The sequence below is a fragment of the Vreelandella sp. GE22 genome (assembly GCF_968212445.1).
The window spans coordinates 1,322,245-1,347,765 of the sequence record NZ_OZ309110.1; the positions used below are offsets into that span (position 1 = coordinate 1,322,245).

The window sequence follows — 25,521 nt, forward strand, 5'->3', positions numbered from 1 at the left end:
TAGCTCAATGAGCTGCGAACGCACCAACGTTAGCCGGGACCGGCCTGGTCGAATAGATCACCCTGAGCGCGGGGCGCTCTGAAGTCCCGGGTATTGAGGCCCTGCTCGGCCCGGGGCTGCATACCCCACTGGCGGCTGGCGCGCTTGAAGCGCTGGTCGATCATATCGACGAACACTCCTTCGCCGCGAAAGCGCTTGCCAAACGCCGCCTCGTTGGTTTTGCCGCCCCGGCACTGGCGTATCAGGCTCATGACCTTATCGGCACGCTCGGGATAGTGGGTGGTAAGCCACTCTTCGAACAGCGGTGCGACCTCACGGGGCAAGCGCAACAGCATCCAGCTTGCCGTGCGCGCGCCAGAGCGGCTCGCGGCCTCGACCAGCCGCTCGATCTCGTGATCGGTAAGCCCGGGAATCACCGGCGAGACCAGCACACCCACCGGGATACCCGCCGTATTCAGCTCGCGGATCACCTTCAGCCGCGCCTGGGGCGAGGCTGCGCGTGGCTCCAGCGTGCGCTTCAAATTCGCATCCAGGCTGGTCAGGCTGACCAGCACGCGTACCAGGCGATGCTCGGCCATTTTCGCCAGCAGCTCGGTATCGCGCAGTATGAGGGTGCCCTTGGTCACCAGCGTGACCGGATGGCGGCATTGGTATAAAAGCTCTAAAAGGCGCCGGGTGGTTTGGTGTTTCGCCTCGATGGGCTGGTAGCAATCGGTATTGCCCGACAGGTTGATAGGGCGGCAAGTATAGCCCGGGTGGCTGAGCTCCTCTTTCAAACGCTCGACCATGCCCGTGCGGGCGATCAGTTTCGTCTCGAAATCGAGCCCCGGCGACATATCCCAATAGGCGTGAGAAGGGCGGGCAAAGCAGTAGATACAGCCATGCTCGCAGCCGCGGTACGGGTTCAGGGAACGATCGAAGGAGAGATCCGGCGAGCTGTTCCAGGCAAGCGCGCTTTTACTCGGTTCCTCGCGTATTTCGGTGGCAAGCGAGGTGGGGGCCTCCTCCTGCCACCAGCCATCGGACTCGTATTCGCTTTTCGAGGGCGCGAAGCGGTTGTGCGGGTCGAAGGTGGCGCCTCGGCCTTTAAAAGGCGCCTTGCCTTGCGGCGTGAGAGGTTGCGCCATTGCGACATCCTTATAGTGTATATAAATACAGTATATGACGAGGCCTCTACAGCGCAAGTGTCACCTTTAAGCGCGTAATTTTATAAAAGTAGGGGCTACTAATATTTACCAAACTGTCATTAGTGGCTTTTAGGTTAATTAGCGGGATTACAGCCAGTCGGGAAAGTTATAGGCAAACGTTCAAACGCGGTGCGCTTACCGTCGCCATGGTGGTATATCGCCGGGGCGTTTTAGTATGTTTTAGAACACATCCAAGAACCGTATCATGGGATTTTTTTTAAGGAGCATTCGATGCACGCTTTATCCGTTCTCCTGATACGTGTTCTTGCCATCTATCTGGTGGTTTCTCCGCTCTACACTTTAGCTTTCTCGCTTGAAAACATCTTTACGGCAGAGTTGGAGTCCCCGTGGCTCCCCGTGATGGTGACAAGCCTGGTGGTCCCTCTTTTGATCGGTGCGGTACTCTGGCTGAAGGCGCCGACCATTGCGCAAAAAATACACCAAAGCGATACCCAGGCAGATGCATCCGTTGACGAAGCAGGGCTTGTTCGCGCGGGCAGCTTCTTGATCGGCGTCTATCTGTTCGTTCAGCAAGTCGGCAATGTAATATCGCGCTGGGAGTGGGGCGGAGGCGTCACCTACGCCTCTTTGGCCGTTTTAATACTTAGCCTGACCCTGATGTTGGGCTCGAGCTTCTTGCAAAAGCTCTTTTACCGCTTCAAACACTTCTAGCGCTAAGCGAACTTGACATGCGAGGGCGGCGCTATTTCGGTAACATACCGTGTAACGTCTTTTCCGTGAAGGCGAAGGGCTCGCTGTATTGGATGTAACTGCCGTATCAAGTCAGGTCACCGCCGTATGAGCCCGCGGCGTCAAGTCACCGCTATCTGTTGAAGAGGTTTAAGATGAGAACACCGCACGACGTGCTGAATGAGTGGATGCAAGCGATCAACGACGCCGATGTAGAAGCGCTGCTCGCCCTCTACGATGACAACGCCGTACTGATCCCGACCTTTTCGAACCGCATCGCCAATAACAGCGAAAAACACCGCGACTATTTCGAGCGCCTCGGCGCGCGCCCGGGTTTGAGCATCACTCTGCACGAGAAAACCCTGATCATTCAGGAAATGTCCGAGACGCTCTGCTCGCTGACCGGCCTGTACAACTGGCGCTTCGAGGTCGAAGGCGAGCTCTTGAACTTCGAGGCACGCTTTAGCTACGTGGTCGATCTTTCAAAAGAAGCCCCCATTCTTCATCACCACTCCTCGCAAATTCCGCGCATGTTGTAAGGCGGATGCGGGCGGGGCGCCTTGGCGTCCCGCCCGCGAGCAGTGCCTTTATCGGCTCGATCCACCTGGCGCTGCGATCAACAAGGAACGCGACTTTCATGCACGCCTTACCCGCCTTACTCCTCATCGACATGCAGCGCGGTATGCAAGACCCCGCGGTGGGGGAGCGCAACAATCCGCAGGCGGAAGCCAATATTCAGCGCCTGCTGGGTGTTTGGCGCAAAGCCGGGGCGCCCATCGTGCATGTCCGCCATATTTCCCGCTCGCCGGATTCACCGTTCTGGCCCGGCCAGCCCGGCGTCGAGTTTCAGCCAGCGCTCGAGCCACTAGCCAGCGAGCACGTGGTCGAAAAGAACGTGCCGGACGCCTTCATCCACTCAGGGCTTGAGCGCTGGTTGCGCGTTCGCGACATACAGCGGCTGGTGATCGTCGGCGTGAGTACCAGCAACTCGGTCGAAGCCACCGCCCGTACTGCGGGTAACCTGGGCTTTGCGGTGCAGGTGGTGGCAGATGCCACGTTCACCTTCGCCAAACGCGATTTTGCGGGCACCCAGCGCAGCGCCCATGACGTTCACTCCATGTCGCTTGCCAATCTCGAGGGTGAATATGCGACTATCAAAAGCGTCGAGGATATTTTGAACGAGGCTGAAAACGCAGGCGCTAACAAGCACGCGCCGCCGTTTTTCGAGTAGCCCGCGCTACACGTTTATATCAATGCTAAGGATTGCGGCGCTGCTCGCTTCGCTTGGCATGTTCTCGGTGTATAGAAGTGCTGATGACCTAGCGCCACCACGTTTGGGTATGAACAATAAAGCCTCGCGGTACGGACGCGAATTTTGGTTAGATAGCCGAAATTTGCTTTGCTTTCAGTAGAATCAATAGGGTAGGTTTTATCAAGACGGCTACATAACCTCGATGAACGCGCCGGCACGTTTATTGAGGTTATGCAGCCGACTATATAATCACTGTTATGCAGGTGAGGGTGAAATGAAGTGCTAACTTTCCAAGAAGCAATTGATTCTCTAGATGAAGATGAGTCTCCTTCCATCGTTATTGCTAATGGTTTTTCTCAGGCATGGGATGCCGAAATATTTAATTACGAGAACCTCTTGGATGCAGCAGACTTCGGAGACCGAGAAGATGTTATTCGCCCCCTATTTACATCTCTCGGCACTTATGACTTTGAGATCATATCTCGACAGCTAACTGCAGCTGAGACTATCCTCCGATCTTATGAGCCAGATAACGGGCTTATTGGTCGTTTTATCGAGGATAGAAAAATTTTGAAGGATGCATTAATAGCTGCAATTTCAAACACTCATCCTGATTTGCCCAGTGAGATATCAGACGATCAGTATGTGGCGGTAAGAACCTTCTTGTCACAGTTTAAAAATATCTTCTCGCTAAACTACGACCTATTGTTCTACTGGGCAAGGAATAAGAATGGTCTAGATCCTCAAAATTATAGTACGGATGACGGATTTCGAAGGGAAAGGCGCTGGGAAGGCAATGGCACGAATCAAGAAATTCACTTTCTACACGGTGGGCTACACATATATGACACGGGCCAAGCGATCAAGAAGCATGCATGTACTGAATATGGTGATACTATAATTGAGCAAGTTCGGGAAAACTTGGAAGCTGGCAATTTTCCGCTATTCGTATCTGAGCCAACGTACCAGAAAAAGAAGAATAGGATAACGCATAACCCATACCTAAATTATTGCTACAGGGAGCTTGGGAAGCAAAATAGATCATTGTTCATCCATGGTCATTCCATAGATGAAAATGACAAGCATATATTTGATCAAATAAAGTCTAGTCCCGTAGATAAAATATTTGTAAGTATATTTGGCGATGAGCATTCTGAAGCGAACACAAGAACTAAGGCCAACGCAAGAGCATACCTAGAAAGATTTGATAAAGAGGTCTATTTTTATGACGCTGAATCTGCCCCTGTTTGGGCATAACAATCGCAGTCACAGCGATAGCTTTTCCGTTGCGGCTTCGCCTTCACTACAAAGCCACGCGTGCTGCGGGCGTTATGTTTTGGATAGACCCCATGCCATTCAATGAGCTTCAATTAAAAGTACTTGAAAAATCATCGAAAACGACTGGATATGGCGGCTTTGCTTCAAAATCGTGCGTAAGGCACCTGAATCGAGCCTATGAACTTAAGTCGAGTATGCCTGAAGTGGCTGCATTTTTAGCAATCACAGCCGAGGAGGAGGCTGCGACAGCTATATTTGCCGCTTTGCGCAAAAGAAAATATAACCATGCATCAAGCTTTAAAGTTCGCGATCATAAACATAAAGCTGGGGTTTATCCCTTTCTGAAATTGCTTGGTGAAGTATTAGGGCCACTGAGACATGAGTTGCCGTTGATCCTTTTCTTTGACGAAAAAGATGACGCTTTGCGGGTCCGAATGCCAATTGGAATACAAGGCGATAGACAAATATGTGTTGTGCCCGATCCGCCATTAAACCTTGTCTCTGTTGATCCTGGTGGTAACCAAACTGACTATCTAAAGCAAGTGCGTAGCGCCGCATCAAGTCAAGATATTAATTCAATATTCAAGTACGTGCAAGATATTGCAAACGAACGTAATACGATGCTATATGCCTCTGACTCAGGAATACCTGAGATACAAAATATAGATTCTACTCTAAAGCGTCATTTTGAGGCCGCACTTCTTAACTTAATTATTTATCTACTCATTGAGCCATATAAAGTACAAAATCTTGTTCAAGAGTCTGTTGATACATTTGTTAAAGTTCTTCACCGCATTGACGAAGATAAAAAGTAACAAGGCCAAGCACAGCGACGTCATTTTCGTTACGGCTTCGCCTCCACTACAAAACCGCGTGTGTTGGCGGCGTTAAGTTTTTAAAGGAGTCGAAATGGCAGAATTCATCAAGGAATATTGGGCGATTATTTCTGCGTATCCAGTTGCGTTCATGGTTTTTGGAATAGTGGTATTTCTGGCAGGTTTCGGCTTCTCACGGATTCTACTGGGTGGGGCTCTGAGCGCTTGCAAAGAACGTTTGGAAGCCTCCAAAGATGACGCTGCCAGACTTAAAGGAGAGAAGGATAACTTGGCGCAACAACTCACAGAACATGGCGAGAGCATCGATGACATAAAAGCAAAACTTGCGGATCAACCGAAAATTTACGTTTCCAGCGAGACACCTTCTCCCGATCAAGGAAAAGACGGCGACATCTGGTTTCAGCATGAAAAATAAACTTAACAAGGCGAACCAGTACGCGGCCTGCAGCCGCTGGACGCCACTGTCGTGGCACCGCTGTGCTCAGCGTTGTGCAACCAATATTTGAGAGAAAAATGGTAGATAGTACAAATTTTTACGAGGCGATTTCAGGGTTTGAGACTCTTCCCGGAACGATAGATGAAGTAACTATGGATGCGTTTCAGGCTGTCTACGGCTCGCCTGAAGCCTCTCGAACCAAGGGTATTGTATATGTATTCTTATCTGCACAGCCTATTCCTAGACTGATGGGAGAAAGCAGAGTCATATATATCGGGCAGACGAAGAGGAGCTTCAGAAAGCGATACTTGCAGCACTCGAAGCTTCATGCCTCCTCGAAAGCGAATAAGCTAAAATTCGAAGCTATTGTTAGTAACTACGGCCCTATAACGATAGCTATCAGCTCTTTTGAGAAGTTCGGAAGTTCTCTTTTAGAAGCCGAGGGCCAACTGCTTTGGTGGTACTTCCAGAATCATGCTGAGTATCCGCCGATCAACTATACAAAGACCAATGTCAGAAACGATGTCATATAAGAATAACAATCGCGTCAAAGGCAACGTCAGTACCTCACGCGCTTTACGCGGGTGTTATTCGTAAAATTAAGAACAGAGGCCCTGTGAAAATAATCATTTTTGGCAATTCAGGTTCCGGGAAGTCCACGTTAGCTCAATATTTGCGTAAGCAAGGACTCGCCCACCTCGATTTAGATGTTTTAGCGTGGCTCCCCTCGACCCCGCCCGAACGGCGACCAGTAAATCAGGCGGATGAGCACATTCAGTCTTTCATTCGCGAACACGATGAGTGGGTGGTAGAAGGCTGTTACGCGGATTTGCTCGAACGGGTAGCGCCGTTCGCCAAAGAAGCGATTTTTATGAATCTGCCGGTTCACCTGTGTCAGGAAAATGCCAGATACAGACCCTGGGAGCCTCATAAATACGAATCCAAACAAGCGCAGGATGATAATTTACCGATGCTGCTCGATTGGATTGCCGGATACAGGGAAAGGGATGATGCTCTTTCATACGGTGCGCACAAGGCGCTTTTCGAAGGCTTTCAAGGCAAAAAGAGTGAGCTCACCTGCAACGCGAATAGATATAACCCACCGTCCAGGAGCTAAGCTGAAAAGCCCATGTTTAGCCGAGTTTTAAATGTCCAGGATCGATCACGATAAATTCCAGGCGTTGGTCAAACAGCTTTATGCCACGGTCGAAGAATTGCAGGCCATGTTTCCGGGTAGGCATTTTACGCCGGACGGTCATAGGGTGGGCAGCTTGGGTGAGTGCCTTGTGGCCGATGCCTACAACCTTGAGTTGCGGGCGGCATCCAACAAAGGCCATGACGCGGTCACCGAGACCGGCTTGGAAGTTGAGATCAAGGCCACGCAATCCAACTCGGTTGGATTTCGGAGCCAACCGCAGCATGCGATTATCATCAAGATTTTGCGTGATGGTACATTCGAGGAAATCTACAACGGGCTAGGCGCGCTTGTTTGGGAGCAGTTTCAAGGTAAACGGTTACCGAGTAACGGCCAGTTTCAAGTTTCTCTCAACAAACTCCGCCAACTCGATCAGTCCGTGGCTCCAGCCGATCGCGTGCTTCCAGCCATTTAATACCTCGGGTAGTACGCGAGCGAAAGCGGCAGGCAGATAGCTTACCGCTGGGGGAGAGGCTTCGTCTTGAAACACTAAATCTTAATATCGATACTGCCAGTAGCAGCGCTAGCGTCGACCGTTGGTGTTGGCAGCAGCTGGCCCAGGGTCGAGTAAAGCGCGTTGGTCTCTGCCTTGGCGAGCGAGCCATCCAACTTGTCCATATCTTTTTCGGCTTGTTTTAGATCGCGTCGCGCTTCTTTATCTTCTTGGCGCAGGTAGATCTTCAGCTCGCTCATCGCTTCCTGAAACTCTTTTTTTGCATCGGTCAGAATAGAGCGCAGCGCGTGTTCGCTGGCGCTAATGCCCGGGGTACGCTCAGCGGGCTGGGTGGTCGAAGGCGCCAGGGTATTTTGCGCTAAAGCATTGTCAGGCGTCTGAGAGTGTTCGCTGCGCTCCTGTTCTTCAGCGTTTTCCTCATCGTTTGGGGTCTCCTGAGCGAGATCTGCCTCGGCGCTTTCAAGCGTGGCGTTGGCGGATTTCATATCGCTTTCGGCGCTGGCCGCCTCACTTTCCACGTTTTCAGCGGATGGTACCGGGGCAGCGCCGTTAGCCCCCTGGGCTGCGTTGACCGTGGGTGCAATTGACGGGCCCGCGGCGCTGCCGCCACCGCCGCCACTGCCTAGCTGGCGCGCTGCAGCGCCAAGTTCCCGCGCGATGCTTTTAAGCTCGCTGGCCATGGATTTAAGCTGCTCGGGCGAGGCAAAGCGCATCATCGCCTTGAGCGTTTCCAGCCGCTGCTTTAAAAATCCCACCTTTTGCGAGGCGTTCTGCATCGCCGACTCTTTAGGGCTGGGCAGCGATGCCAGCGCTTCAAACGCCTCTTTCTGCTTTTTAAGGCGTTTGCTCTGCGCGTCGTCGGTCGTGGCGGCGGGGGCTATTAACGGCGCTTTATTGGCCACTTGTGGCTTTGGGCCGGTCGCCGGTTCACGACGGTTAGTCATGGTGAAAAGGTTGGAGAATCCGATTTTCATGAGCGGTTCCTGATTGTTATTAGCCTAATTATCGGCCATTTCATAAAAAGCTTAAATTTGGGCGGGCGCCTTGTCGAACCAGCCTTTGCAGGCCACTATCGAGAAACGCTAAAGTAGCTTTTTCCAAAAATGAGTAAAGCGTATGGCTAAGCGCACTAAATCTCGAAAAATAGCGGCATTGAACATTGCTGGAAGCCTCGCTATCGCAGGCGCGACGACTTATATGTTGTTCGCTGGTTTTAACGTAGTGGGTCTGGCGATTGTAGGGGTAGCCCTCATAAGTGTTGCGATTCCCGTTGCCGCCACTGGTGATAGCCTCCTCGAAATTTTACTGGGCCTTCTCGAAGCGTTATTTGAGGGGATAATGGCTGCGTTAGAGGGTATTTTTAATGCGATATGCGCATTGTTTAGCTGGTGACTCGCATGAATAAGTGGCAGCGAAGAGTAGGGGGCACTCTGGCGGTAGCGGGTGGGGGCATTGGTGCCGTCTCGGTTTTTACACTATTGTTTAACGGCCTAAATATATTCAACTGGCTGTTTTTCTTTCTCTTTTTAGCGCTATATAGCGGGGGCATAGTGTGTGGCATTAAGCTAATCGAAGGCCATGCCAATGCCGAAAAAGCAAACTTCCTGTTTTGGCTGTGCCAGGTTCCGCTGGTGTTCTCTCCCGTCGCCGGGTATTTCTTTGCCTCTGGCCTTTATTTCACCGTGTGGTTCACGCCGGGAACGCTCGATATGGGCACCGAGTTCTTCGTAGGCAGCGTTTTTAGATACTCCCTGTTTGAGTCGCATCAACCCCTCACGCTCGGCGTTAACCTGGTGGCGATCGCGATGAGCGTTTGGTTCTTCATTAAAATGCCCGGAAAAACCCGGCAGGCCAATGCACCTGAACAGTAAACATTTGGTTAAATGATTGATAAAAACGCCCAGACTATTGGCTGGGCGTTTTTATATAGGTTCTACAAATGGCGTTAACGAGAGCTAGCTTCTCTTGCTGCTCTCCGCTTTGTTGCTTTCAGCTCGCCCACTTTACTCTGTACCACCCCCCGGAAAATGCCCCCGCACCAGCTCCAAAAGCCCCTGGGTCGAGGCATCGAAGTCTGCCGCGTTGGTGTCGATGCGCTCGCTGATTTCCCCGGCGATACGTTTACCCAGCTGCACCCCCCATTGATCGAACGAGTTGATGTTCCAGATCACGCCCTGGACGAACACCTTGTGCTCGTAAAGCGCGATGAGCGCGCCGAGGTTTTTCGGCGTGAGCTCGTCGAGCAGCAGAGTGCTGGAGGGGCGATTGCCGGGGCAGCTGTAGGGGTCCTGGCTGAGCTCTCGGGCGTCCCCCTGGCTGCCTTCCATGAAGGCGTTGGCCTGGGCCAGCATGTTGGTGATCAGGGCGAAGTGGTGCTCCTCCATGCCGGATTCGGGCTTCAATGATGCGATGAAGTCGATGGGCACGTAGCGCGTACCCTGATGGAGTAGTTGGAAAAAGGCATGTTGGCCGTTAGAGCCGGTCTGACCCCAGACGATGGGGCCGGTCTTGTAATTGACCGGGTGGCCGAAGATATCCACCGATTTACCGTTGGATTCCATATCCAGCTGCTGCAGAAACGAGGGTAACTGGTTGAGCGCCTGATCGTAGGGCACGATGGCCTGGGTTTCGGCGCCAATGAAGTTGATGTACCAGATACCGATCAGCGCCATCAGCACCGGCATGTTTTGCGCAAGCGGCGCTTCGATGAAGTGACGGTCCATCTCGTGGGCACCTTCCAAAAGCTCGATGAAGCCCTCGAAGCCGATGGAGAGCGCAATCGGCAGGCCGATCGACGACCACATGGAGTAGCGCCCGCCCACCCAGGCCCAAAACTCGAACACGTTCTCCTCGCGAATACCGAACTCCATCGCCGCGGTGCGGTTGGTGGAGGCGGCGATGAAGTGCGCGCCCACGTCCGCGTCTTCGCCGGCGTTTTCCAGAAACCAGCGCCGGGCGGTCTTGGCGTTCAAAAGTGTTTCCTGGGTGGAGAACGTCTTGGTCGAGACGATGAACAGCGTGGTCGCCGGGTCGAGCCGCGAGAGCACTTTTTGGATGTGGGTGCCATCGACGTTGGAGACGAAGTGGAAGTGCATCTCCGGGTGGCGGTATTTTAGAAGCGCGCGCACCGCCATGTTCGGGCCCAGGTCCGAGCCGCCGATGCCGATGTTCACCACGTCCTTGATGGCCTTGCCGCTGTAGCCTTTCCATTCGCCGCTGCGTACCGCCTCGGAAAAGCGCTTGATCTGCTCCCGGGTGCGGGTGATTTCCGGCATTACGTCTTCGCCGTCGACATACACCGGCTCGTCGCCCGGGTTTCGCAGGGCGGTGTGCAGCACCGGGCGGTTTTCGGTCACGTTGATGATGTCGCCGGAAAACATCTGCGCGCGGCGCTGCACCAGGGCGGAGTGATCGGCCAGCTCGATCAGCTTGGCCATGACCTCGTCGGAAACGTGATGCTTGGAGTAGTCCAGAAACAGCCCGCCGACTCTCAAACTCATTTTCTCGAAGCGCTGCGTATCCTGGGCGAAGTAGTCGCGAATGCGGTCGTTATGGGTTTTATCGCGCAGGCGCTCCAGGGCCTGCCAGGTGACGCTGCGGGTGAGCTGAAACATAAAGCGGGGATTCCTTTGGGGTGAGGCGGGTAGTAGGCAAATACTGGCCTTTATTGTTGTGTAAAAAATACTACATCAAGCGCCATGGATGACAAACGAAGCGCAAAAAAAAGCGCCTTTAACGTAATAAAACACGTTTTAGGCGCTTTTCGTTTCAGGCGGGCGGGGGCGTTAGCTGGCCACGGCCACCTGGGCGGCGCCGCGCTTGAGGAAAGCGTAGCTCACCCCTGTAATCAGCGAGCCCGCCACGATGGCGCCCAGATACAAAAGCGCCGGGGTGATGGCACCCGGGATCAGCAACACGAAGATACCGCCGTGGGGCGCCATGAGCTGTGCCCCGGCAAGCATGGAGAGCGCACCGGTGATCGCGCCGCCGGCGATACAGCAGGGAATGACGCGCAGCGGATCCTTGGCCGCAAACGGAATCGCGCCTTCGCTGATAAAGCAAAGCCCCAGCACGAAGGACGCCTTGCCCGCCTCGCGCTCGGCGGCGGCGTACTTATAGCGCGCCAGAAAGCTTGCGATCCCCATACCGATAGGCGGCACCATGCCTGCGGCCATGACCGCCGCCATCGGCCCATAGGTGTTCGAGGCGATCAGACCCACCCCAAACGTGTAGGCGGCCTTGTTGATGGGCCCGCCCAGGTCGACGCACATCATCGTGCCGAGCAGAAGCCCCAGAATGACCGCGTTGGTGGAATCCAGCGACTCGAGGTAGTTCTCGAGCGCGCCCAGCAGGCTCGCGACCGGCTCGCCGATGACATACACCATTACTAGCCCGGTGATGAGGCTCGCCACGAAAGGGATAATCAAAATAGGCTTGAGCGACTCGACGCTCGAGGGAAGCTTCACGCCGCGGGTGACGGCCAGCGCCACGTAACCCGCCAGAAAACCGGCGAGAATGCCGCCGATGAACCCGGAGCCGATATCCGCGGCGAGCATGCCGCCGATCAGCCCTGGCGCGATGCCTGGCCGGTCGGCGATGGAGTAGGCGATGTAGCCCGCCAGTACCGGTACGATCAGCCCCATGGCGCTGCCGCCGATTTGCATCAGCGCGGCGGCAAGCGTTCCCGGCTCCTCGAACGCCTCGATGCCGAAAACGAACGACAGCGCGATGATCAGCCCGCCTGCCACCACCATGGGCAGCATGAACGACACCCCGGTCAGCAGGTGCTTGTAAACGCCTTTTTCCTTGAGGCTTTTGCTGTCACCGGAGGGCTTTGCACTGGCGCCGTCTTCTACCACGGCCTGGGAGAGCGCGTTTTCGACGGTGAGCTGCGGTTTTTTCAGCGCCGTACCGGTCGAGGTGCGATAGACCCGCTTGCCCGCGAAGCGGGTCGGGTCGACCTCGATATCGCAGGCAAGAATCACCACGTCGGCGTCATGAATTTCCGCCTCGGTCAGCTTGTCCTGGGCGCCCACGGACCCCTGGGTTTCCACGCGAATGGCGTGGCCCAGCGCACGGCCGGCCTCGCTCAGTGCCTCGGCGGCCATGAAAGTATGCGCCACGCCGGTCGGGCAGGCGGTGACGGCAACGATGCGGTGCACGCCTTCGGCACTAGCCGCCGCTGGCGCCTCAAGGCTCTCTTCGGCCGGGGTATAGAGCGGCGCTTCACGCTTGGCGGTGGCCAAAAAGTCTTCCGGCGCCGGTAGCGCCTGCGCAATGCTGCCGTGATAGAGGCGCTTGCCGGCGAAGCGGCCGGGGTCGGGCACGTGGGGCGCGGTGACCACGATCAGATCGGCGTGCTGTATTTGCTCGGCGCTGGCGGGTGTGAGCGGGGCCAGCTCGCTGTGCATTTCGACGTGCGCTTGCCAGCCTAAGCGTTTGGCGGCCTGCTCGAGCCGCCGGGCGGCCAAAAAGGTCGTCGCCATGCCGCTGGGGCAGGCGGTAATTAGAATGATGTTCATTGAAAAGCTCCCTCGACGCGGCCGGTTTCCAGGCGCTGTACGTGAGTCTCTAGTTCCAGGTTTGAAAAGTCGCTGGCCCTGGCATCGCCAACGCCTGGGTGGCGCACCGATTCACAGGAGAGGGCGGTTGCAAAGCGCAACGTGGCCTCGGCGTCTTGTCCGCTCAGCAGGCCGTGCAGCATGCCCGCCAGGAAGGTGTCGCCAGCCCCCACGGTATTGACCGCTCGAACCCGCGGCGGCGTGGCCTGCCAGGCGCCTTCGGCGTTGACCCAGAGTACGCCGTCGGCGCCGGCGGAAAGCAGGGCCTGGTCGATCCCGGCCCGGTGCAGGCGCTGGGTTGCCTGCTGGCGGCTCGCCAGGCTATCCAGCGGGCTTTGTGCCCACTCGGCAAGCTCGATTTCGTTGGGCTTGACCGCCGCCGGGGCGATCGCGATGGCACGCTTTAGCGCCTCGCCGCTGGTATCGACCCAAAGCGGCACCCCGGTATTTTTGAGTCTTTCGAGCAAGGCACTGAAGCGGTCCAAATCAAGCCCGGGCGGCAGGCTCCCGGCGACCACGATCGCCTCGACCGGGGTGTGGGCCAGTCTCTCTTCAACGTCACGCAGCAGCGCCTCCAGGGGGGCGGCGTCCACCGCGATCCCCGGGCCGTTGATATCCGTCACTCGGCCGCTTCGTTCGGCAAGCTTGGCGTTGATGCGGGTCTCGCCGGGTACGCGCAAAAACGCGTCCGTGACGCCCAGCTGCTCGAAGGCGCGCTTGAAGGGGCCGTCGTTATCAACCCCCAGAAAGCCGCTCACGATGACCTCGTGGCCGAGCCCGGCCAGCACGCGGGCCACGTTGACGCCCTTGCCGGCGGCTTCGAGCTGGGCGTGGTGCGGGCGGTTGACCGCCCCCAGGGCCAGCTCATCGAGGGCGAAGGCGAGATCCAGCGCCGGGTTGAGGGTGAGTGTCAGAATGCGGGCCATTAGCGGGCCTCCAGGGCGTCGCGTACCGCCTCAGAGGTGGCCTGAGCGAGGGCCAGGCGGGCGCTGGCCTGGGCCTCTGCCAAGTCGAACTCGCGCAGGCGCGCTTTCACCAGCGCCACCTGGCGGGCACTGACCGAGAGCTCGTCGACGCCCAGGCCGACCAGCACCGGCACGGCGGCGGCGTCGGAGGCGAGCTCGCCGCATACGCCGACCCATTTGCCTTTGGCGTGGGCGGCCTCGACGGTCATTTGAATCAGGCGTAGCACCGCCGGGTGCAGGCCGTCGGCCTGGGCGGAAAGCACCGGGTGGCCGCGGTCGATCGCCAGGGTGTACTGGGTCAAATCGTTAGTGCCGATCGAGAAGAAGTCGACCTCGTCGGCCAGGGTGGGGGCGAGCAGGGCGCTGGAGGGAATCTCGATCATCACCCCGAGCTGCACATCCGTTGCCCGCTCGGTGGCGGGAATCTCGGCGAGCAGCCGGTCGTAAATCACTTTGGCGGCGCGGAACTCGGCCACGTCCTTGACCATGGGGAGCATGATACGCAGCGGACGCGCGTTGCCCTGGGCGTCCGGGGCGGCGGCCATTAAAAGCGCCTTAAGCTGGGTTTCCAGCACCTGTGGCTCGGTCAGTGCCAGGCGAATGCCGCGCAGCCCCAGAAACGGGTTGTCCTCCTGGGGAACCGGCCAGTAGGGCAGGGGTTTGTCGCCGCCGACGTCCAGGGTGCGGGCCACCAGCGGGCGCCCGGCAAGCGCCTCGAGGGCCTGGCGGTATTCGGCGGTTTGGGTGGCCAAATCCGGGGCGCTCGAATGGGCCATGAACAGAAACTCGGTACGTAAAAGCCCTACGCCCTCGGCGCCGCGCTCCACCGCATCTTCGGCGTGTAGCGTATTGCCCAGGTTGGCCGCAACCTCGACCGGGTGACCGTCGCGAGTTTGGGCGGGCTCGAAGCGCCGCTCCCAGGCGTCCGCTTCCCGGCTTTGCAGGTCGAGCAGTTGCTGCTCGGCGCGGCTCAGGCGCTCCTCGCTTGGCGAGGGCGTAATGCGGCCGCGCTCGCCGTCGAGAATCATCATGCTGGCGTTATTAAGGCCCATTACCGCCTTGCCGGCGCCGACCACCGCCGGAATGCCCAAGGCGCGCGCCAGAATCGCGCTGTGGGCCGTGGCGCCGCCGCGCTCGGTCAAAAGTCCCTTGACCCGGGACGTATCGAGCCGCGCCACATCCGAGGGGCCGATATCCTCGGTGACCAGAATGTAGGGGTGGTTGGGCGGTTCTGGGAGCGCCACATTGCACAAAACGCTGAGTACCCGGCGGCCGACATCACGAAGGTCCGCGGCGCGCTCGGCCAATAGCCGGTCGGCCAGCATTTCCTGGGCGTGGGCGGCGGTGTCGATCGCCTCCCACCAGCCTGCCTCCGCCGAGCGGCCCTCGCGAATGGCGTCTTTCGCGGCGTGGTGAAGCTCCGGGTCGTCGAGCATCTCTTCGTGCATGGAGAGAATATCCGCGACGTCGCCGCCGGCGGCGTGGCGCACCAGCGCGCTTAGCTGCGCCTTGCCCTCCTGCACCGCCTCCTTCAGCCGGGAGAGCTCCCGCTCGGGGTCTGCCGCCTGCTCCGGGTAGTCGAACTGCGGGGCGCGCATGACGAACACCGGGGCAATCGCAAGCCCCGGGGAGGCGGCTACACCGGTATGCGGCGTGTCGGCCTCTAGGGCCATGACCGGTTGTTCTTCATGCTCGGCGGGGGCGGGCGGCTCGAAACCGCCGTCGAAGGGCGCGACTTTTTCGCCAAGCCCGCCTTCGATGGCCTGGGCCAGCGCTTCGAGCGCTTGCTCGGCGCCTTCACCTTCGCCGGAGAGCGTTAGCCACTGCCCGCGCCGCGCACCCAGGCCAATCACCTTGGTCAAGCTCGCCGCGGAGACGCTGGTCGGGCTGCCTTCCTCCAGGCGCACGTTGACCGCCACGCTCTGGGCACGGGCCACTTGCACCAGCTGCTTGGCCGGGCGGGCATGCAGGCCGTGGGGGTTGAGCACGCGCACGCGACGGGTCGGGGTGGCGGCGTTTTCACCGGCGAGTAGCGCCAGTGCCTTGGCGGTGTCGGCGTCGGCAAGGGTTTGGCTCGCTACGTTCTCGAGCAGCGCATCGACTTGCTTTAAAAGCGGCAGGTGGTAGTCGCCCATGGCAGCCAGACAGAAAAGCGCCTGCACCGGGTGGCCCGCTTCCTCGAGCGCGGTATCCGCCGGGGTGGCCAGCGCCAGCGCAGGCGTGAGCGCCCCGCTCGAATGGCTAACGAGCCAGTAGCCATCGCCCAGCCATACCGGGGCCTGGTCGGCCACGGCGGCGATGAAGGTGTTATCCACGCAGCCGCTTTGATAGAGCCTGGCCGCCGCTGCCAGCGCCAGTTCCTGGGCGCTTTGGGCGGGAAACTTCAGGCACAGCGTCTCTTTACCCAACCGCGGTGCCGGGACCTCTTTGGCCAGCAGGCGGGCGACGTCCTCGGCGGAGGTCGCCTTGGCCAGCGCCTCGGCCACGCCATCCCGGTCCAGCACATGGGTGAGCTGGCGCAAAATATCCAGGTGCTCGTCGTTTTGCGCGGCGATGGTCACCAGGACGTGAACACGGTTGCCGTCATGCCACTCGACCCCTTCCGGGAACTGCAGCACGCGCACGCCGGTTTGCTGAACGTGCTGACGACTTTGCGGCGTGCCGTGGGGAATGGCGATGGCGTTGCCCAGATACGTGGACGACTGGGCTTCGCGAGCGTGCAGCCCGTCACGGTACTCCGGCGCGGTCAGCCCCGCTTCGTTCAGCGCGCCGGCGGCGGCGTCCAGCGCGGTTTGCCAGCTATCCGCCCGGCAACCCAGCAGGATATCGTCAGGGCCAAGTGTGAGCATGCAGTTCTCCTGTAAAGCGCGTCCGGCGTGAACTCGAAAGCGGCGCGAAGGCGGGGTCACAACGCGCATTAAAATCGTAAAACCCTTGGTGATGCTATGCTGAAACGATTCACCTCAGGGCACAAGGGGTGTGTTTGTAGACGTTGGTAGGGGCTTAGTCAAGGCGCTGGTACACTAAAGCGCTCAATGTGAGGACACGACATGACACTTGCCGATATCGCCCGGCTCGCCGGCGTCTCGCGAACCACAGCAAGCTACGTGATCAACGGCCAAGCGGAAAAGCGCCGTATTAGCGCCGCGACCACCGAAAAAGTAATGAGCGTGGTACGGGCGCACCGCTATCACGTCGACCCCCAGGCGGCGGCGCTGCGCCGTGGCGCCAGCCGGCTGATCGGGCTGATCGTGCCGGACCTGGAGAACGTAAGCTACGCGCGTCTTGCCAAGCGCCTGGAGCGGGGCGCCCGGGAGAAGGGGTATCAGCTTTTGGTGGCAAGCTCCGACGACAACGCCGAAAGCGAATGCGCGCTGGCGTTGGCGCTGCGTGCCCAGCGCTGCGAGGTGCTGATTACCGCGAGCTGTTTGAGTCAAAGCGACCCGTTCTATACCGAGCTTGCCAACGAGGGCGTTCGCATCGTGGGGGTCGACCGGGGGCTTTCCCCCACGCGCTTTGCAAGCGTGGTGAGCGATGACTTCGCGGCGGCACAGGCGCTAACGCAATCGGTGATCGGCACCGCTACGCGGCGCCTTGTCTGGATCGATGCGATGCCCGCGCTTTCGATCAGCCGCGACCGCCGGGCCGGGTTCGAAACCGCCTTACACGAGCGCGGGGTAGAAGGGCGAACGCTTTGTGCCAACCGCTACGAGCGCAGCGAGGGAGCCCGGCTAATGGCCGAGCTCGAAAGCGAGATGGGCGAAGTGGATGCCATCGTCACCGCCTCCTACACGCTGATGGAAGGGGTGTTCGATCACTTTCTCGGCCGCGGGGGGCTTCCGCACGCGCTCAAACTGGCCACCTTTGGCGATCACCGGCTTTTGGACTTTTTGCCCCAGCCGATCAACACCGTCTCTCAGGATTACGAGGGTATGGCGCAGTGCACGCTTGCCTGCGCGCTGGACGCCATCGAAGGCCGCGTTCAACCCGGCCAAAAAGTGGTGGCGCGCCAGCTGCGCGTTCGCGAGGGCCAATACGTAAGCGCCTGAAACGCCCATCACTGTTGGTAGCGCCAGGGCGCTCTAGGGCGTGCGGGCCTCGGCCCAGGCTTGGGCATCCGGAATATTCATGACGTATTCCGCGTCGATATAGTGCGACGAGAGCATGAAATCCGCACTGGCTGCGTTGCAGGCCACCGGCACGTTCCAAAGCGCGGCCAAACGCAGCAGCGCTTTGACATCCGGGTCGTGGGGCTGGGGCGCGAAGGGGTCCCAAAAAAAGATCAGGATATCCAGGCGCTGCTCGGCGATGCGCGCGCCAATCTGCTGATCACCCCCGAGAGGCCCGCTCATCAACCCTTCGACCTCGAGCCCCAGCGCGCTCTTTAGCCGACCGGCGGTGGTGCCGGTGCCAAGCAACGTATGCGCGCCAAGCGTTTGTTGCCAGCGCGCCGCCCACTCCAAAAGCTCGCTTTTTTTGCCGTCGTGAGCAATCAGCGCGATCCGCTTTTTGTTAGCAAGCGTCCGCGTGGCCTGGCGGGGTGGGCGGGCATCGTTCATGGCGGGTTCTCTTGTTACGGGGCTTATCGATAGCGCCTTGCGGGCGCGCGGGCTCGTTTATTCGGCGTCCACCGCCAACACTTTCAGGGTATTGGTGCCGCCGTGGGCGTTCATGTGATCGCCCCGGGTGAGAATGACATGTTCCCCCGGGCCCGCCAATCCGTGCGCCTTGAGAAGTTCGACGGCTTTCTGATTGACCTCGGTGGCGGCCATGTCGGTGGTATCGAAGGGAATCGAGACCACGCCGCGGTAAAGCGCCATGCGCCGTTGGGCGATCGGGCTATGGGCAAGCCCCACGATCGGAAGCCCCGATCGAATGCGCGAGGCGATCAAGGGGGTATAGCCGGTAGCGGTCATGCAGGCGATGGCGCGCACGCCGGTCAAGTGGTTGGCGGCGTACATCGCCGACAGCGCTATGGTTTCGTCGATACGCTCGAACCCTTCGTGAATCCGGTGGCCCGAGGACTGCGCGATCCGTTCGCGCTCGGCGCCCAGGCAGACCCGGTCCATGGCTTCGATGGTTTCCACCGGGTAGTCGCCGGCGGCGGTTTCTGCCGAGAGCATCACCGCGTCGGTGGCATCCAGCACCGCGTTGGCCACGTCGAACACCTCGGCCCTTGTAGGCAGGGGCGATTCGATCATCGACTCCATCATCTGGGTGGCGGTGATCACTGCCCGGTTGTGCGAGCGGGCATGCTTGATGATGCGCTTTTGCGTACCGATCAGCGCTTCGTCGCCGATCTCCACGCCCAAATCGCCCCGGGCCACCATGACCGCCTCACTGGCGTCGATGATGCCGTCGAGGGTTTCATCGTTGGCGACCGCCTCGGCGCGCTCGAGCTTGGCGACCAGGCCGATCTCCTTACCCGCCTCGCCCAGAAGCTTGCGGGCTTCCTGCATGTCCGCGGCGCTTCGCGGAAACGACACCGCCAGGTAGTCCACGCCGATCTCGACCGCGGTCTTGAGATCTTCCCGGTCCTTGTCGGTCAGCGCCGGGGCGGAGAGCCCGCCGCCCTGTTTGTTGATGCCCTTGTTGTTGGAGAGCTTGCCGCCCACGTGTACGTGGGTATGTACCTCCTGGCCCTGGATTTTGGTGACATCCAGCACCACGCGGCCGTCGTCGAGCAGTAACCGATCACCGGGGGCGACGTCGTCGATCAGTGCCTTGTAATCACAGCCCACCCGCTCGGCGCTGCCGCTCTGGCTATCCAGCGCCATGTCCAGAATGAACGCGTCACCAACCCTTAGATTCACCGGGCCGTCGGCGAAGCGGGCGATGCGAATCTTCGGGCCCTGCAAATCGCCAAGCGCGGCAACGCTGCGGTTCAGGCGTGCGGCGATCTCGCGTACCGCCTCTAAACGGCGCTGGTGATCCTCTTTCGAGCCATGGGAGAAGTTGAGCCGCACCACATCGACCCCCGCCTCGAGCATCTTTTCGAGCACCCCTGGGCGGTCGCTGGCCGGTCCCAGCGTTGCCACGATTTTGGTGCGGCGCAGGGGCGTGTAGGACACATTGCTGCTCATGGGGCGTCTCCTTTATCGACTAAATAACATTGCGGTTGGCAAACGGGTGTCGGACCACAATTAATGATTGGACCAAGATAGCGTTTTTATAGTAATTTTACTACATATTAGGCTTAACGCCGCTTGGGAGCGCTCTAACTGGCCTTTAATTGATTTAAATACGTTTTTTTACCTCTTTTTTGTAATTTTTTTACTGATTTTCTGTTTTTGTAACACGTTTTGTAATAGCGTTTGACGACAGTTAGCAACGACTTCACTACCAGCCAAACGAGGTGCCCTGTGAGCATTAAGATTGCGATTAATGGCTTTGGCCGCATCGGCCGTAACGTACTGCGCGCGCTTTATGAAAACGGCTACCGCGACCGCTTCGAAGTCGTGGCCATCAACGACTTGGGTGAAGCGTCACTCAACGCCCACCTGCTGCGCCACGACACGGTTCACGGCCACTTTCCCTTCGCCGTCGAACACGACGACGAGAGCATTACCGTGGACGGCGACCGCATTGCGATCTCCTCCGAGCGCGACCCGGCAAACCTTCCCTGGAAAGCGCTGGGCGTCGACCTGGTCATGGAGTGCACGGGCCTTTTCTCCAAGCGCGACGCCGCCGCCAAGCACATCGAAGCCGGTGCCGGGCGCGTGTTGATCTCCGCGCCGAGCCCGGACGCGGATGCCACGATCGTGTTTGGGGTGAACGACGATATCTTGACCGCCGAGCACAAGGTGGTCTCCAACGCCTCTTGCACCACCAACTGCCTGGCGCCGGTCGCCAAGGCGTTGAACGACGCCGTCGGTATCGAAAACGGCCTGATGACCACCGTTCACGCCTACACCAATGACCAGAATCTATCGGATGTGTACCACTCGGACCCCTACCGGGCGCGCAGTGCCACGCACTCCATGATTCCGACCAAAACCGGAGCGGCCGCCGCCGTGGGTCTGGTACTGCCCGAGCTCGACGGCAAGTTCGACGGCCTGGCCGTGCGCGTGCCGGTGATCAACGTATCCCTGGTGGATCTGACCTTCACCGCCTCGCGCGACACCACCAAGGAAGAGATCAACGAAGCGGTGCAAAAAGCCGCGGCGAATTCCAAAGTGCTGGCCGTCAACGAGCAGCCGCTGGTCTCGATCGACTTCAACCACGATGCGAACTCCTCGACCTTTGACGCCAACCACACGCGTGTCAACGGCCGCTTGGTCAAGATCATGGCCTGGTACGACAACGAGTGGGGCTTCTCCAACCGTATGCTGGATACCGCACTCGCCATGCAAAAAGCCGCGCAGTAACGCTTAAGCGCGAGGCCGGTGTTGTAAAAAAGGGCGGGGCGCCATTGGCGCCTCGCCCTTTTTTCGTTCATGCACGGCCTGGTTCGCCTGAGCGCGAAATGCCGGTTAAAGCGTGATCCGGTAGCGTGCAAAGCCGTTGTCGCCATCCCCTGCGGGTTCGATACGCGTGGTCTGCGCCACGTCGGCCAGGTAGTGCTCTGCCCCGGGTCCGGTTTCGAACAGCGCCGTGGTACCGGGCATCGGTTTGAACGCCCAGTTGAAGTCCGCCGCCGGGTCGACCGTTCCCTGCTCGACGATATAGCGCACGATGATGTCGCGGTTGGTGTCCGGGCCCACGAAAATGACCGCCTCAGCGTCGACACCCGGGAAGTTGCCGCCACCCCCGGCCCGGTAGTTGTTGGTGGCCACGACGAACATTTGCGCCGGGTCGATCGGCGCGCCTTCGAACTCCAGGTCGACGATGCGGTGGGCCTCGGGGTGGGCAAGCTCGCCCTCTGCGGTGTAGCGGGCGGGCTGTGCCAGGTCGATGCGATAACTCACGCCGTCGATCACGTCGAAGTTGTACGACGGGAAGCGCGTATCGAGAAGCGGCGCGTCCTCGGCGCCCTCACTGACCTGATGGAACATGCCCGCCGACATCTCGAGCCACTCGCGTACCTGGGCGCCGCTGACCACCACGGCGCGAATGGTGTTGGGATAAAGATACAAATCCGCCACGTGCTTGATGGCGATGTCCCCCGCTGGCACGTCGGTGTAGTAGTCGGGCCCGCCCCGGCCGCCGGTTTTGAAGGGGGCCGCGGCGGAAAGCACCGGCAGCCCCGCGTACTCGCCGCCCTTGAGCATCTCTTCGATGTACCAGATCTGGGCATTGGCGACGAGCTGGACCGAGGGGTCGTCGGCGACCAGCGCAAAGTAGGAGTGGAGCGGGGCTGCGCTGCGCCCGACCGGCGTGCGTACGTAGTCGAGGGTGGCCTGGTGGTCGTCGCTCACCGCGCTAGTCACTGCCGCGCTGGAGGCCACGTTAGGTATCACGTCGCGGTCTTCGTCGCGGTGATAGATCGGGCGCGCCTCAGTGGTGAAGTCGACGATTCGCCAGCGCCCGCCGTCGCGTTCGAGCAGCAAATCGATCAGCCCCATGTGCGAACCCCAAAACCCCGCCATGACCGCCGGCTTGCCCATCAGCGTTCCCCGCGCCGGGTCGACCCCGGCGATGCCCTCGAAATCATTGGGGCCGGGAAAGACCAGATGCTGATGGCCGGTGAAAAGGGCATCGATACCCTCGACCCCGGCAAGATACAGCGCAGCGTTCTCCATCCGCTCGGTTTGGCCCGCGCCTTCGATGCCGGAGTGGGCGAGTGCCACGATGATATCCGCACCTTCCTCTTTCATTACCGGCACCCAGGCCTGGGCCGCCTCGACGATGTCCCGGGTATTGGCGCGGCCTTCGAGGTGCTTTTCGTCCCACGTCATGACCTGGGGCGGCACGAAGCCGATGAAGCCGACCTTGACGCTGCTGCTCTGGCCGGCGCCATCGGTGATCGTCTTCTCCTTGATCAGGTAGGGGCGCAGGAAAAGATCGTCGTTGCGCGGATTGGCCGCCAGCGCGCCCTTGGTCAGGTTAGCGCAAACAAACGGGAAGTTGGCGCCGCTTAACACCTTGAACATGAAGTCCAAGCCGTAGTTGAACTCGTGATTGCCCAGGGTTGCGATGTCGTAGCCCAACACGTTCATCGCGTTGATGACCGGGTGGTGGTCGCCTTCGCGCATGCCGCGCTCATAGGCGATGTAGTCGCCCATCGGGTTGCCCTGAAGAAAGTCGCCGTTATCGATCAGCATCGCATTGGTGGACTCCGCCCGCACCGCGTCGATGAGCGACGCGGTGCGGGCCAGGCCCATGGTGTCGTTGGGCCGGTCGGCGTAGTAATCATAAGGCAGCACGTTGACGTGGATGTCGGTGGTTTCCATCAACCGAAGGTGCGCCTGGCGGGGCGAGGCGTGCGCTGCAAAGGGGTGTAGCAGGATCAGCGACGACGACGCGGCCAAACCGCCCAAAAACGTACGCCGCGAAAGGGCGTTAGGGTCGATACTCGAAGACATACGGGGCTCCCAAGGCAGTGAGTAGTAGTGGCCGCCTTTAACCTACGGCGTTGATATGACATCTATTGGACGGCGATAGGGCTTTTAACGATTAAGCCGCTGTTTTGACTATAAAAGAGAACACGACAAAAGGGGTAGAGCGGGGCGCGCTAAAATTTTTTTCAAAAAAAGTGCATCCAAAACGAAGGCTCGCGTGTATCCCCTATACAGCCGCAAAGAACGAGGCGGTTGATAATAACCTTTAAGGAGACTGAAATGAGTATTCAACATCTAACGCGTGCTACTTTAGCTACTGCCCTGATTGCATCCTTCAGTCACGCTGCTCTGGCGGATACGCCAGAGGACGTCCAGGTACCGGACGGCCACACCGTTGCGCTCGAAACCGTCGGTGTAGGCGCGATCAAATACATGTGTGAAACCAACGATTCCGGCGACGTCGCGTGGGTATTCAAGGGCCCAAGCGCGGCGCTCAACGACGGCGAAGGCGCCCAGGTCGGCAGCTACTACGGCCCGCCCGCCACCTGGGAGGCGATGGACGGCTCCAAAGTGACCGGTACCCAGCTTGCTACCGCCGATAACGGCGACGCCAACATCCCGCTTCAGCTGGTCGAAGCCAACCCGGCTGAAGGCGAAGGCGCCATGACCGACGTAAGCTACATTCAGCGTCTGAACACCGAAGGCGGTGTAGCGCCGGATATGGCCTGCGATAGCGACCACGAAGGCGCCACGGCCATCGTCACTTATCAGGCCGACTACATCTTCTGGACCGCCGAATAATTCCAACCCTGCCCATTACCGGGGCAGGGGTTTTTCTGTCTCATTAAAATTAAGGGCTCGTTTCGCGGGCCCTTACTCGTTATGCTCTATCTCAGCGCAAAAGGGAGTGAACCGGCGCGTTACGAGGGAGCAAAAGCGTGGCTGTAAAAAACCATGAATTCGACTATGCCGACACGTTAGTGCGCTGCGCCCGCGGTGAGCACGACGCACTTCATTCGCTATACCGTGAGGAAGGGCCGCGCATCCTCGGCGTGGTATATCGAATCGTCAAGGACCGGGGCATGGCGGAAGATATCGTGCATGACGCTTTTTTGAATATCTGGCAGCGCGCCGCTACCTTCGACCCCGAAAAAGGCACCGCCCGCACCTGGATTTTCAGCATTGCCCGCCATCTGGCACTCAACGCCATTCGTCAGCGCGAAAGAGTGACGGACGACGCCTTCGATGCGGACAGTGTTGAGCAAGAGGATACCCGACGCCCGGAAGGGCAGACCCTTGACGCCTTCGACTGGCAAACCGGCCAGCGAATGGACGAATGTTTAAAAGAGCTTGAAGCCGAACGTCGCAACTGCGTGCTTCAAGCCTATGTCGATGGCTTGAGCCATGCAGAAATCGCCGCACATACGGGCGCGCCGCTGGGCACCGTCAAAGCCTGGATCAAGCGAAGCCTGGTGCGCCTACGGGAGTGTCTGGCATGACAGCGCCCAACGACCAGGATGACAAGCAGGCGGTGGCGGGTGAGTACGTTCTGGGCACGCTCTCGTTTGACGAGCGCCAGGCGTTCGAAGCACGCCTTGAAAACGACCCGGAACTGCAGCAAATCGTGCGCGACTGGGAGGAGCGCTTCTTCCCCTACAACGCGCTCACCGAGGCGCTAACCCCCAGCGAATTGCTATGGCCGCGCATTCAGCGAAGCCTGAATGCGCGCCGCGGGGCGTCTACTACCGTGACGAAGACGCAACCGGAGCTCTGGCAGCGTGTGGCGCTGTGGCGCGCGGCGACGGGGGCGGGGGTGGCCGCGGCGGTATTAATGGCGGCGCTTCTGCTGTTAAAGCCTGCAGGCACGGCCACGCCGGAGTACATGGTGGTGCTGCTCGCCCCACAGAATCAATCCGCCGGCTGGGTGGTGCAGGCCGCCAACCGGCGCCAGATCGAGCTGATCCCGTTGGGCGCTTTCGAGGTGCCCGAGGGCAAGGCGCTGGAGTTTTGGACCAAGGCCGACGACTGGCAGGCGCCGGTGTCGCTTGGCCTGGTCGAACCCGGCGAGCCGATACGCCTGGACCTGGACCAGCTGCCTCCGCTCGAGGACAATCAGCTTTTCGAGCTGACCATGGAAGACGCCACCGGCTCGCCCACGGGGCTACCTACCGGGCCCATCGAGTACATCGGTCGCGCGGTGGAAATCTAGCGCAGTCACTGTCGGCCA

Annotated in this window: 25 protein-coding genes; 16 read left to right on the forward strand and 9 right to left on the reverse strand. The window is 59.1% G+C overall.

Going from position 1 to position 25,521, the window contains the following annotated elements; all coding sequences use genetic code 11:
• Nucleotides 1-29: 29 nt before the first annotated feature.
• Nucleotides 30-1,127 (reverse strand): PA0069 family radical SAM protein, encoded by a 1,098-nt coding sequence (locus tag ACWHRL_RS06245; protein ID WP_447895659.1) that lies wholly within the window; start codon nucleotides 1,125-1,127, stop codon nucleotides 30-32.
• Between the two features lie 291 nt (nucleotides 1,128-1,418).
• Between ACWHRL_RS06245 and ACWHRL_RS06250 the strand changes: the two genes are divergently transcribed.
• From ACWHRL_RS06250 to ACWHRL_RS06290, 9 genes are all read left to right on the forward strand, one after another.
• Entirely contained in the window at nucleotides 1,419-1,859 is a 441-nt protein-coding gene (locus tag ACWHRL_RS06250) for a hypothetical protein (protein ID WP_447895660.1), read from the forward strand.
• A 173-nt stretch (nucleotides 1,860-2,032) separates the two neighbouring features.
• Nucleotides 2,033-2,416, forward strand: coding sequence for a nuclear transport factor 2 family protein (locus ACWHRL_RS06255; RefSeq protein WP_447528386.1), 384 nt, complete (start codon nucleotides 2,033-2,035; stop codon nucleotides 2,414-2,416).
• A 98-nt stretch (nucleotides 2,417-2,514) separates the two neighbouring features.
• Nucleotides 2,515-3,108 carry a cysteine hydrolase family protein gene (locus ACWHRL_RS06260; protein WP_447895661.1) on the forward strand — a complete coding sequence of 198 codons (594 nt, stop codon included), beginning with the start codon at nucleotides 2,515-2,517 and terminating at the stop codon, nucleotides 3,106-3,108.
• A gap of 300 nt (nucleotides 3,109-3,408) precedes the next feature.
• A complete protein-coding gene (locus tag ACWHRL_RS06265) occupies nucleotides 3,409-4,386 on the forward strand; it encodes a DUF4917 family protein (protein WP_447895662.1) in 978 nt (325 codons plus the stop codon).
• 92 nt (nucleotides 4,387-4,478) lie between these two features.
• On the forward strand, nucleotides 4,479-5,222 hold the full coding sequence (locus ACWHRL_RS06270) for a hypothetical protein (RefSeq protein WP_447895663.1): 744 nt from the start codon (nucleotides 4,479-4,481) through the stop codon (nucleotides 5,220-5,222).
• A 94-nt stretch (nucleotides 5,223-5,316) separates the two neighbouring features.
• Nucleotides 5,317-5,658: a hypothetical protein gene (locus tag ACWHRL_RS06275; protein WP_447895664.1), complete on the forward strand. Its 342-nt coding sequence runs from the start codon at nucleotides 5,317-5,319 to the stop codon at nucleotides 5,656-5,658.
• A 62-nt stretch (nucleotides 5,659-5,720) separates the two neighbouring features.
• Nucleotides 5,721-6,212 (forward strand): hypothetical protein, encoded by a 492-nt coding sequence (locus tag ACWHRL_RS06280; RefSeq protein WP_447895665.1) that lies wholly within the window; start codon nucleotides 5,721-5,723, stop codon nucleotides 6,210-6,212.
• A gap of 83 nt (nucleotides 6,213-6,295) precedes the next feature.
• Nucleotides 6,296-6,796 (forward strand): AAA family ATPase, encoded by a 501-nt coding sequence (locus tag ACWHRL_RS06285; protein ID WP_447895666.1) that lies wholly within the window; start codon nucleotides 6,296-6,298, stop codon nucleotides 6,794-6,796.
• A 31-nt stretch (nucleotides 6,797-6,827) separates the two neighbouring features.
• On the forward strand, nucleotides 6,828-7,289 hold the full coding sequence (locus ACWHRL_RS06290) for a DUF6998 domain-containing protein (protein WP_447895667.1): 462 nt from the start codon (nucleotides 6,828-6,830) through the stop codon (nucleotides 7,287-7,289).
• A gap of 74 nt (nucleotides 7,290-7,363) precedes the next feature.
• On the opposite strand, the gene ACWHRL_RS06295 is transcribed toward ACWHRL_RS06290, so the two are convergent.
• A complete protein-coding gene (locus tag ACWHRL_RS06295) occupies nucleotides 7,364-8,302 on the reverse strand; it encodes a hypothetical protein (protein WP_447895668.1) in 939 nt (312 codons plus the stop codon).
• Nucleotides 8,303-8,444: 142 nt separating this feature from the next.
• Here ACWHRL_RS06295 and ACWHRL_RS06300 point away from each other — a divergent pair, with 142 nt between their 5' ends.
• Nucleotides 8,445-8,720: a hypothetical protein gene (locus tag ACWHRL_RS06300; RefSeq protein ID WP_447895669.1), complete on the forward strand. Its 276-nt coding sequence runs from the start codon at nucleotides 8,445-8,447 to the stop codon at nucleotides 8,718-8,720.
• Nucleotides 8,721-8,725: 5 nt separating this feature from the next.
• Complete coding sequence (locus tag ACWHRL_RS06305) at nucleotides 8,726-9,199, forward strand: hypothetical protein (RefSeq protein WP_447895670.1); 474 nt, start codon at nucleotides 8,726-8,728, stop codon at nucleotides 9,197-9,199.
• A gap of 132 nt (nucleotides 9,200-9,331) precedes the next feature.
• Here the strand turns inward: ACWHRL_RS06305 and pgi are convergent, their stop codons facing one another.
• The 4 genes from pgi to ptsP all read right to left on the reverse strand — a co-directional run bounded on the left by pgi (nucleotide 9,332) and on the right by ptsP (nucleotide 16,703).
• Nucleotides 9,332-10,942 carry a glucose-6-phosphate isomerase gene (pgi, locus tag ACWHRL_RS06310; RefSeq protein ID WP_447895671.1) on the reverse strand — a complete coding sequence of 537 codons (1,611 nt, stop codon included), beginning with the start codon at nucleotides 10,940-10,942 and terminating at the stop codon, nucleotides 9,332-9,334.
• Nucleotides 10,943-11,113: 171 nt separating this feature from the next.
• Complete coding sequence (locus ACWHRL_RS06315; protein WP_447895672.1) at nucleotides 11,114-12,850, reverse strand: PTS fructose-like transporter subunit IIB; 1,737 nt, start codon at nucleotides 12,848-12,850, stop codon at nucleotides 11,114-11,116.
• Nucleotides 12,847-13,815 carry a 1-phosphofructokinase gene (gene pfkB / locus ACWHRL_RS06320; protein WP_447895673.1) on the reverse strand — a complete coding sequence of 323 codons (969 nt, stop codon included), beginning with the start codon at nucleotides 13,813-13,815 and terminating at the stop codon, nucleotides 12,847-12,849. The genes ACWHRL_RS06315 and pfkB overlap by 4 nt, the downstream gene beginning before the upstream one ends.
• Entirely contained in the window at nucleotides 13,815-16,703 is a 2,889-nt protein-coding gene (gene ptsP, locus ACWHRL_RS06325; protein WP_447895675.1) for a phosphoenolpyruvate--protein phosphotransferase, read from the reverse strand. The genes pfkB and ptsP overlap by 1 nt, the downstream gene beginning before the upstream one ends.
• Nucleotides 16,704-16,904: 201 nt before the next feature.
• Here ptsP and cra point away from each other — a divergent pair, with 201 nt between their 5' ends.
• Nucleotides 16,905-17,903 carry a catabolite repressor/activator gene (cra, locus tag ACWHRL_RS06330; protein WP_447895676.1) on the forward strand — a complete coding sequence of 333 codons (999 nt, stop codon included), beginning with the start codon at nucleotides 16,905-16,907 and terminating at the stop codon, nucleotides 17,901-17,903.
• Nucleotides 17,904-17,936: 33 nt separating this feature from the next.
• On the opposite strand, the gene ACWHRL_RS06335 is transcribed toward cra, so the two are convergent.
• A complete protein-coding gene (locus ACWHRL_RS06335; protein WP_447895677.1) occupies nucleotides 17,937-18,413 on the reverse strand; it encodes a methylglyoxal synthase in 477 nt (158 codons plus the stop codon).
• A gap of 57 nt (nucleotides 18,414-18,470) precedes the next feature.
• The gene (pyk, locus tag ACWHRL_RS06340; RefSeq protein ID WP_447895678.1) at nucleotides 18,471-19,937 is read right to left on the reverse strand and encodes a pyruvate kinase; all 1,467 of its coding nucleotides are present in this window, start codon (nucleotides 19,935-19,937) and stop codon (nucleotides 18,471-18,473) included.
• Between the two features lie 279 nt (nucleotides 19,938-20,216).
• Here pyk and gap point away from each other — a divergent pair, with 279 nt between their 5' ends.
• On the forward strand, nucleotides 20,217-21,221 hold the full coding sequence (gene gap / locus ACWHRL_RS06345) for a type I glyceraldehyde-3-phosphate dehydrogenase (RefSeq protein WP_447895679.1): 1,005 nt from the start codon (nucleotides 20,217-20,219) through the stop codon (nucleotides 21,219-21,221).
• Between the two features lie 105 nt (nucleotides 21,222-21,326).
• On the opposite strand, the gene ACWHRL_RS06350 is transcribed toward gap, so the two are convergent.
• Nucleotides 21,327-23,318: a bifunctional 2',3'-cyclic-nucleotide 2'-phosphodiesterase/3'-nucleotidase gene (locus ACWHRL_RS06350; RefSeq protein WP_447895680.1), complete on the reverse strand. Its 1,992-nt coding sequence runs from the start codon at nucleotides 23,316-23,318 to the stop codon at nucleotides 21,327-21,329.
• Between the two features lie 255 nt (nucleotides 23,319-23,573).
• On the opposite strand from ACWHRL_RS06350, the gene ACWHRL_RS06355 reads away from it, so the two are divergent.
• The 3 genes from ACWHRL_RS06355 to ACWHRL_RS06365 all read left to right on the forward strand — a co-directional run bounded on the left by ACWHRL_RS06355 (nucleotide 23,574) and on the right by ACWHRL_RS06365 (nucleotide 25,503).
• Complete coding sequence (locus tag ACWHRL_RS06355) at nucleotides 23,574-24,095, forward strand: DUF3455 domain-containing protein (RefSeq protein ID WP_447895681.1); 522 nt, start codon at nucleotides 23,574-23,576, stop codon at nucleotides 24,093-24,095.
• Nucleotides 24,096-24,232: 137 nt separating this feature from the next.
• Nucleotides 24,233-24,793: a sigma-70 family RNA polymerase sigma factor gene (locus ACWHRL_RS06360; protein WP_447895682.1), complete on the forward strand. Its 561-nt coding sequence runs from the start codon at nucleotides 24,233-24,235 to the stop codon at nucleotides 24,791-24,793.
• Nucleotides 24,790-25,503 carry an anti-sigma factor gene (locus ACWHRL_RS06365; RefSeq protein ID WP_447895683.1) on the forward strand — a complete coding sequence of 238 codons (714 nt, stop codon included), beginning with the start codon at nucleotides 24,790-24,792 and terminating at the stop codon, nucleotides 25,501-25,503. Before ACWHRL_RS06360 ends, ACWHRL_RS06365 begins: the two co-directional genes overlap by 4 nt.
• Nucleotides 25,504-25,521: the final 18 nt, after the last annotated feature.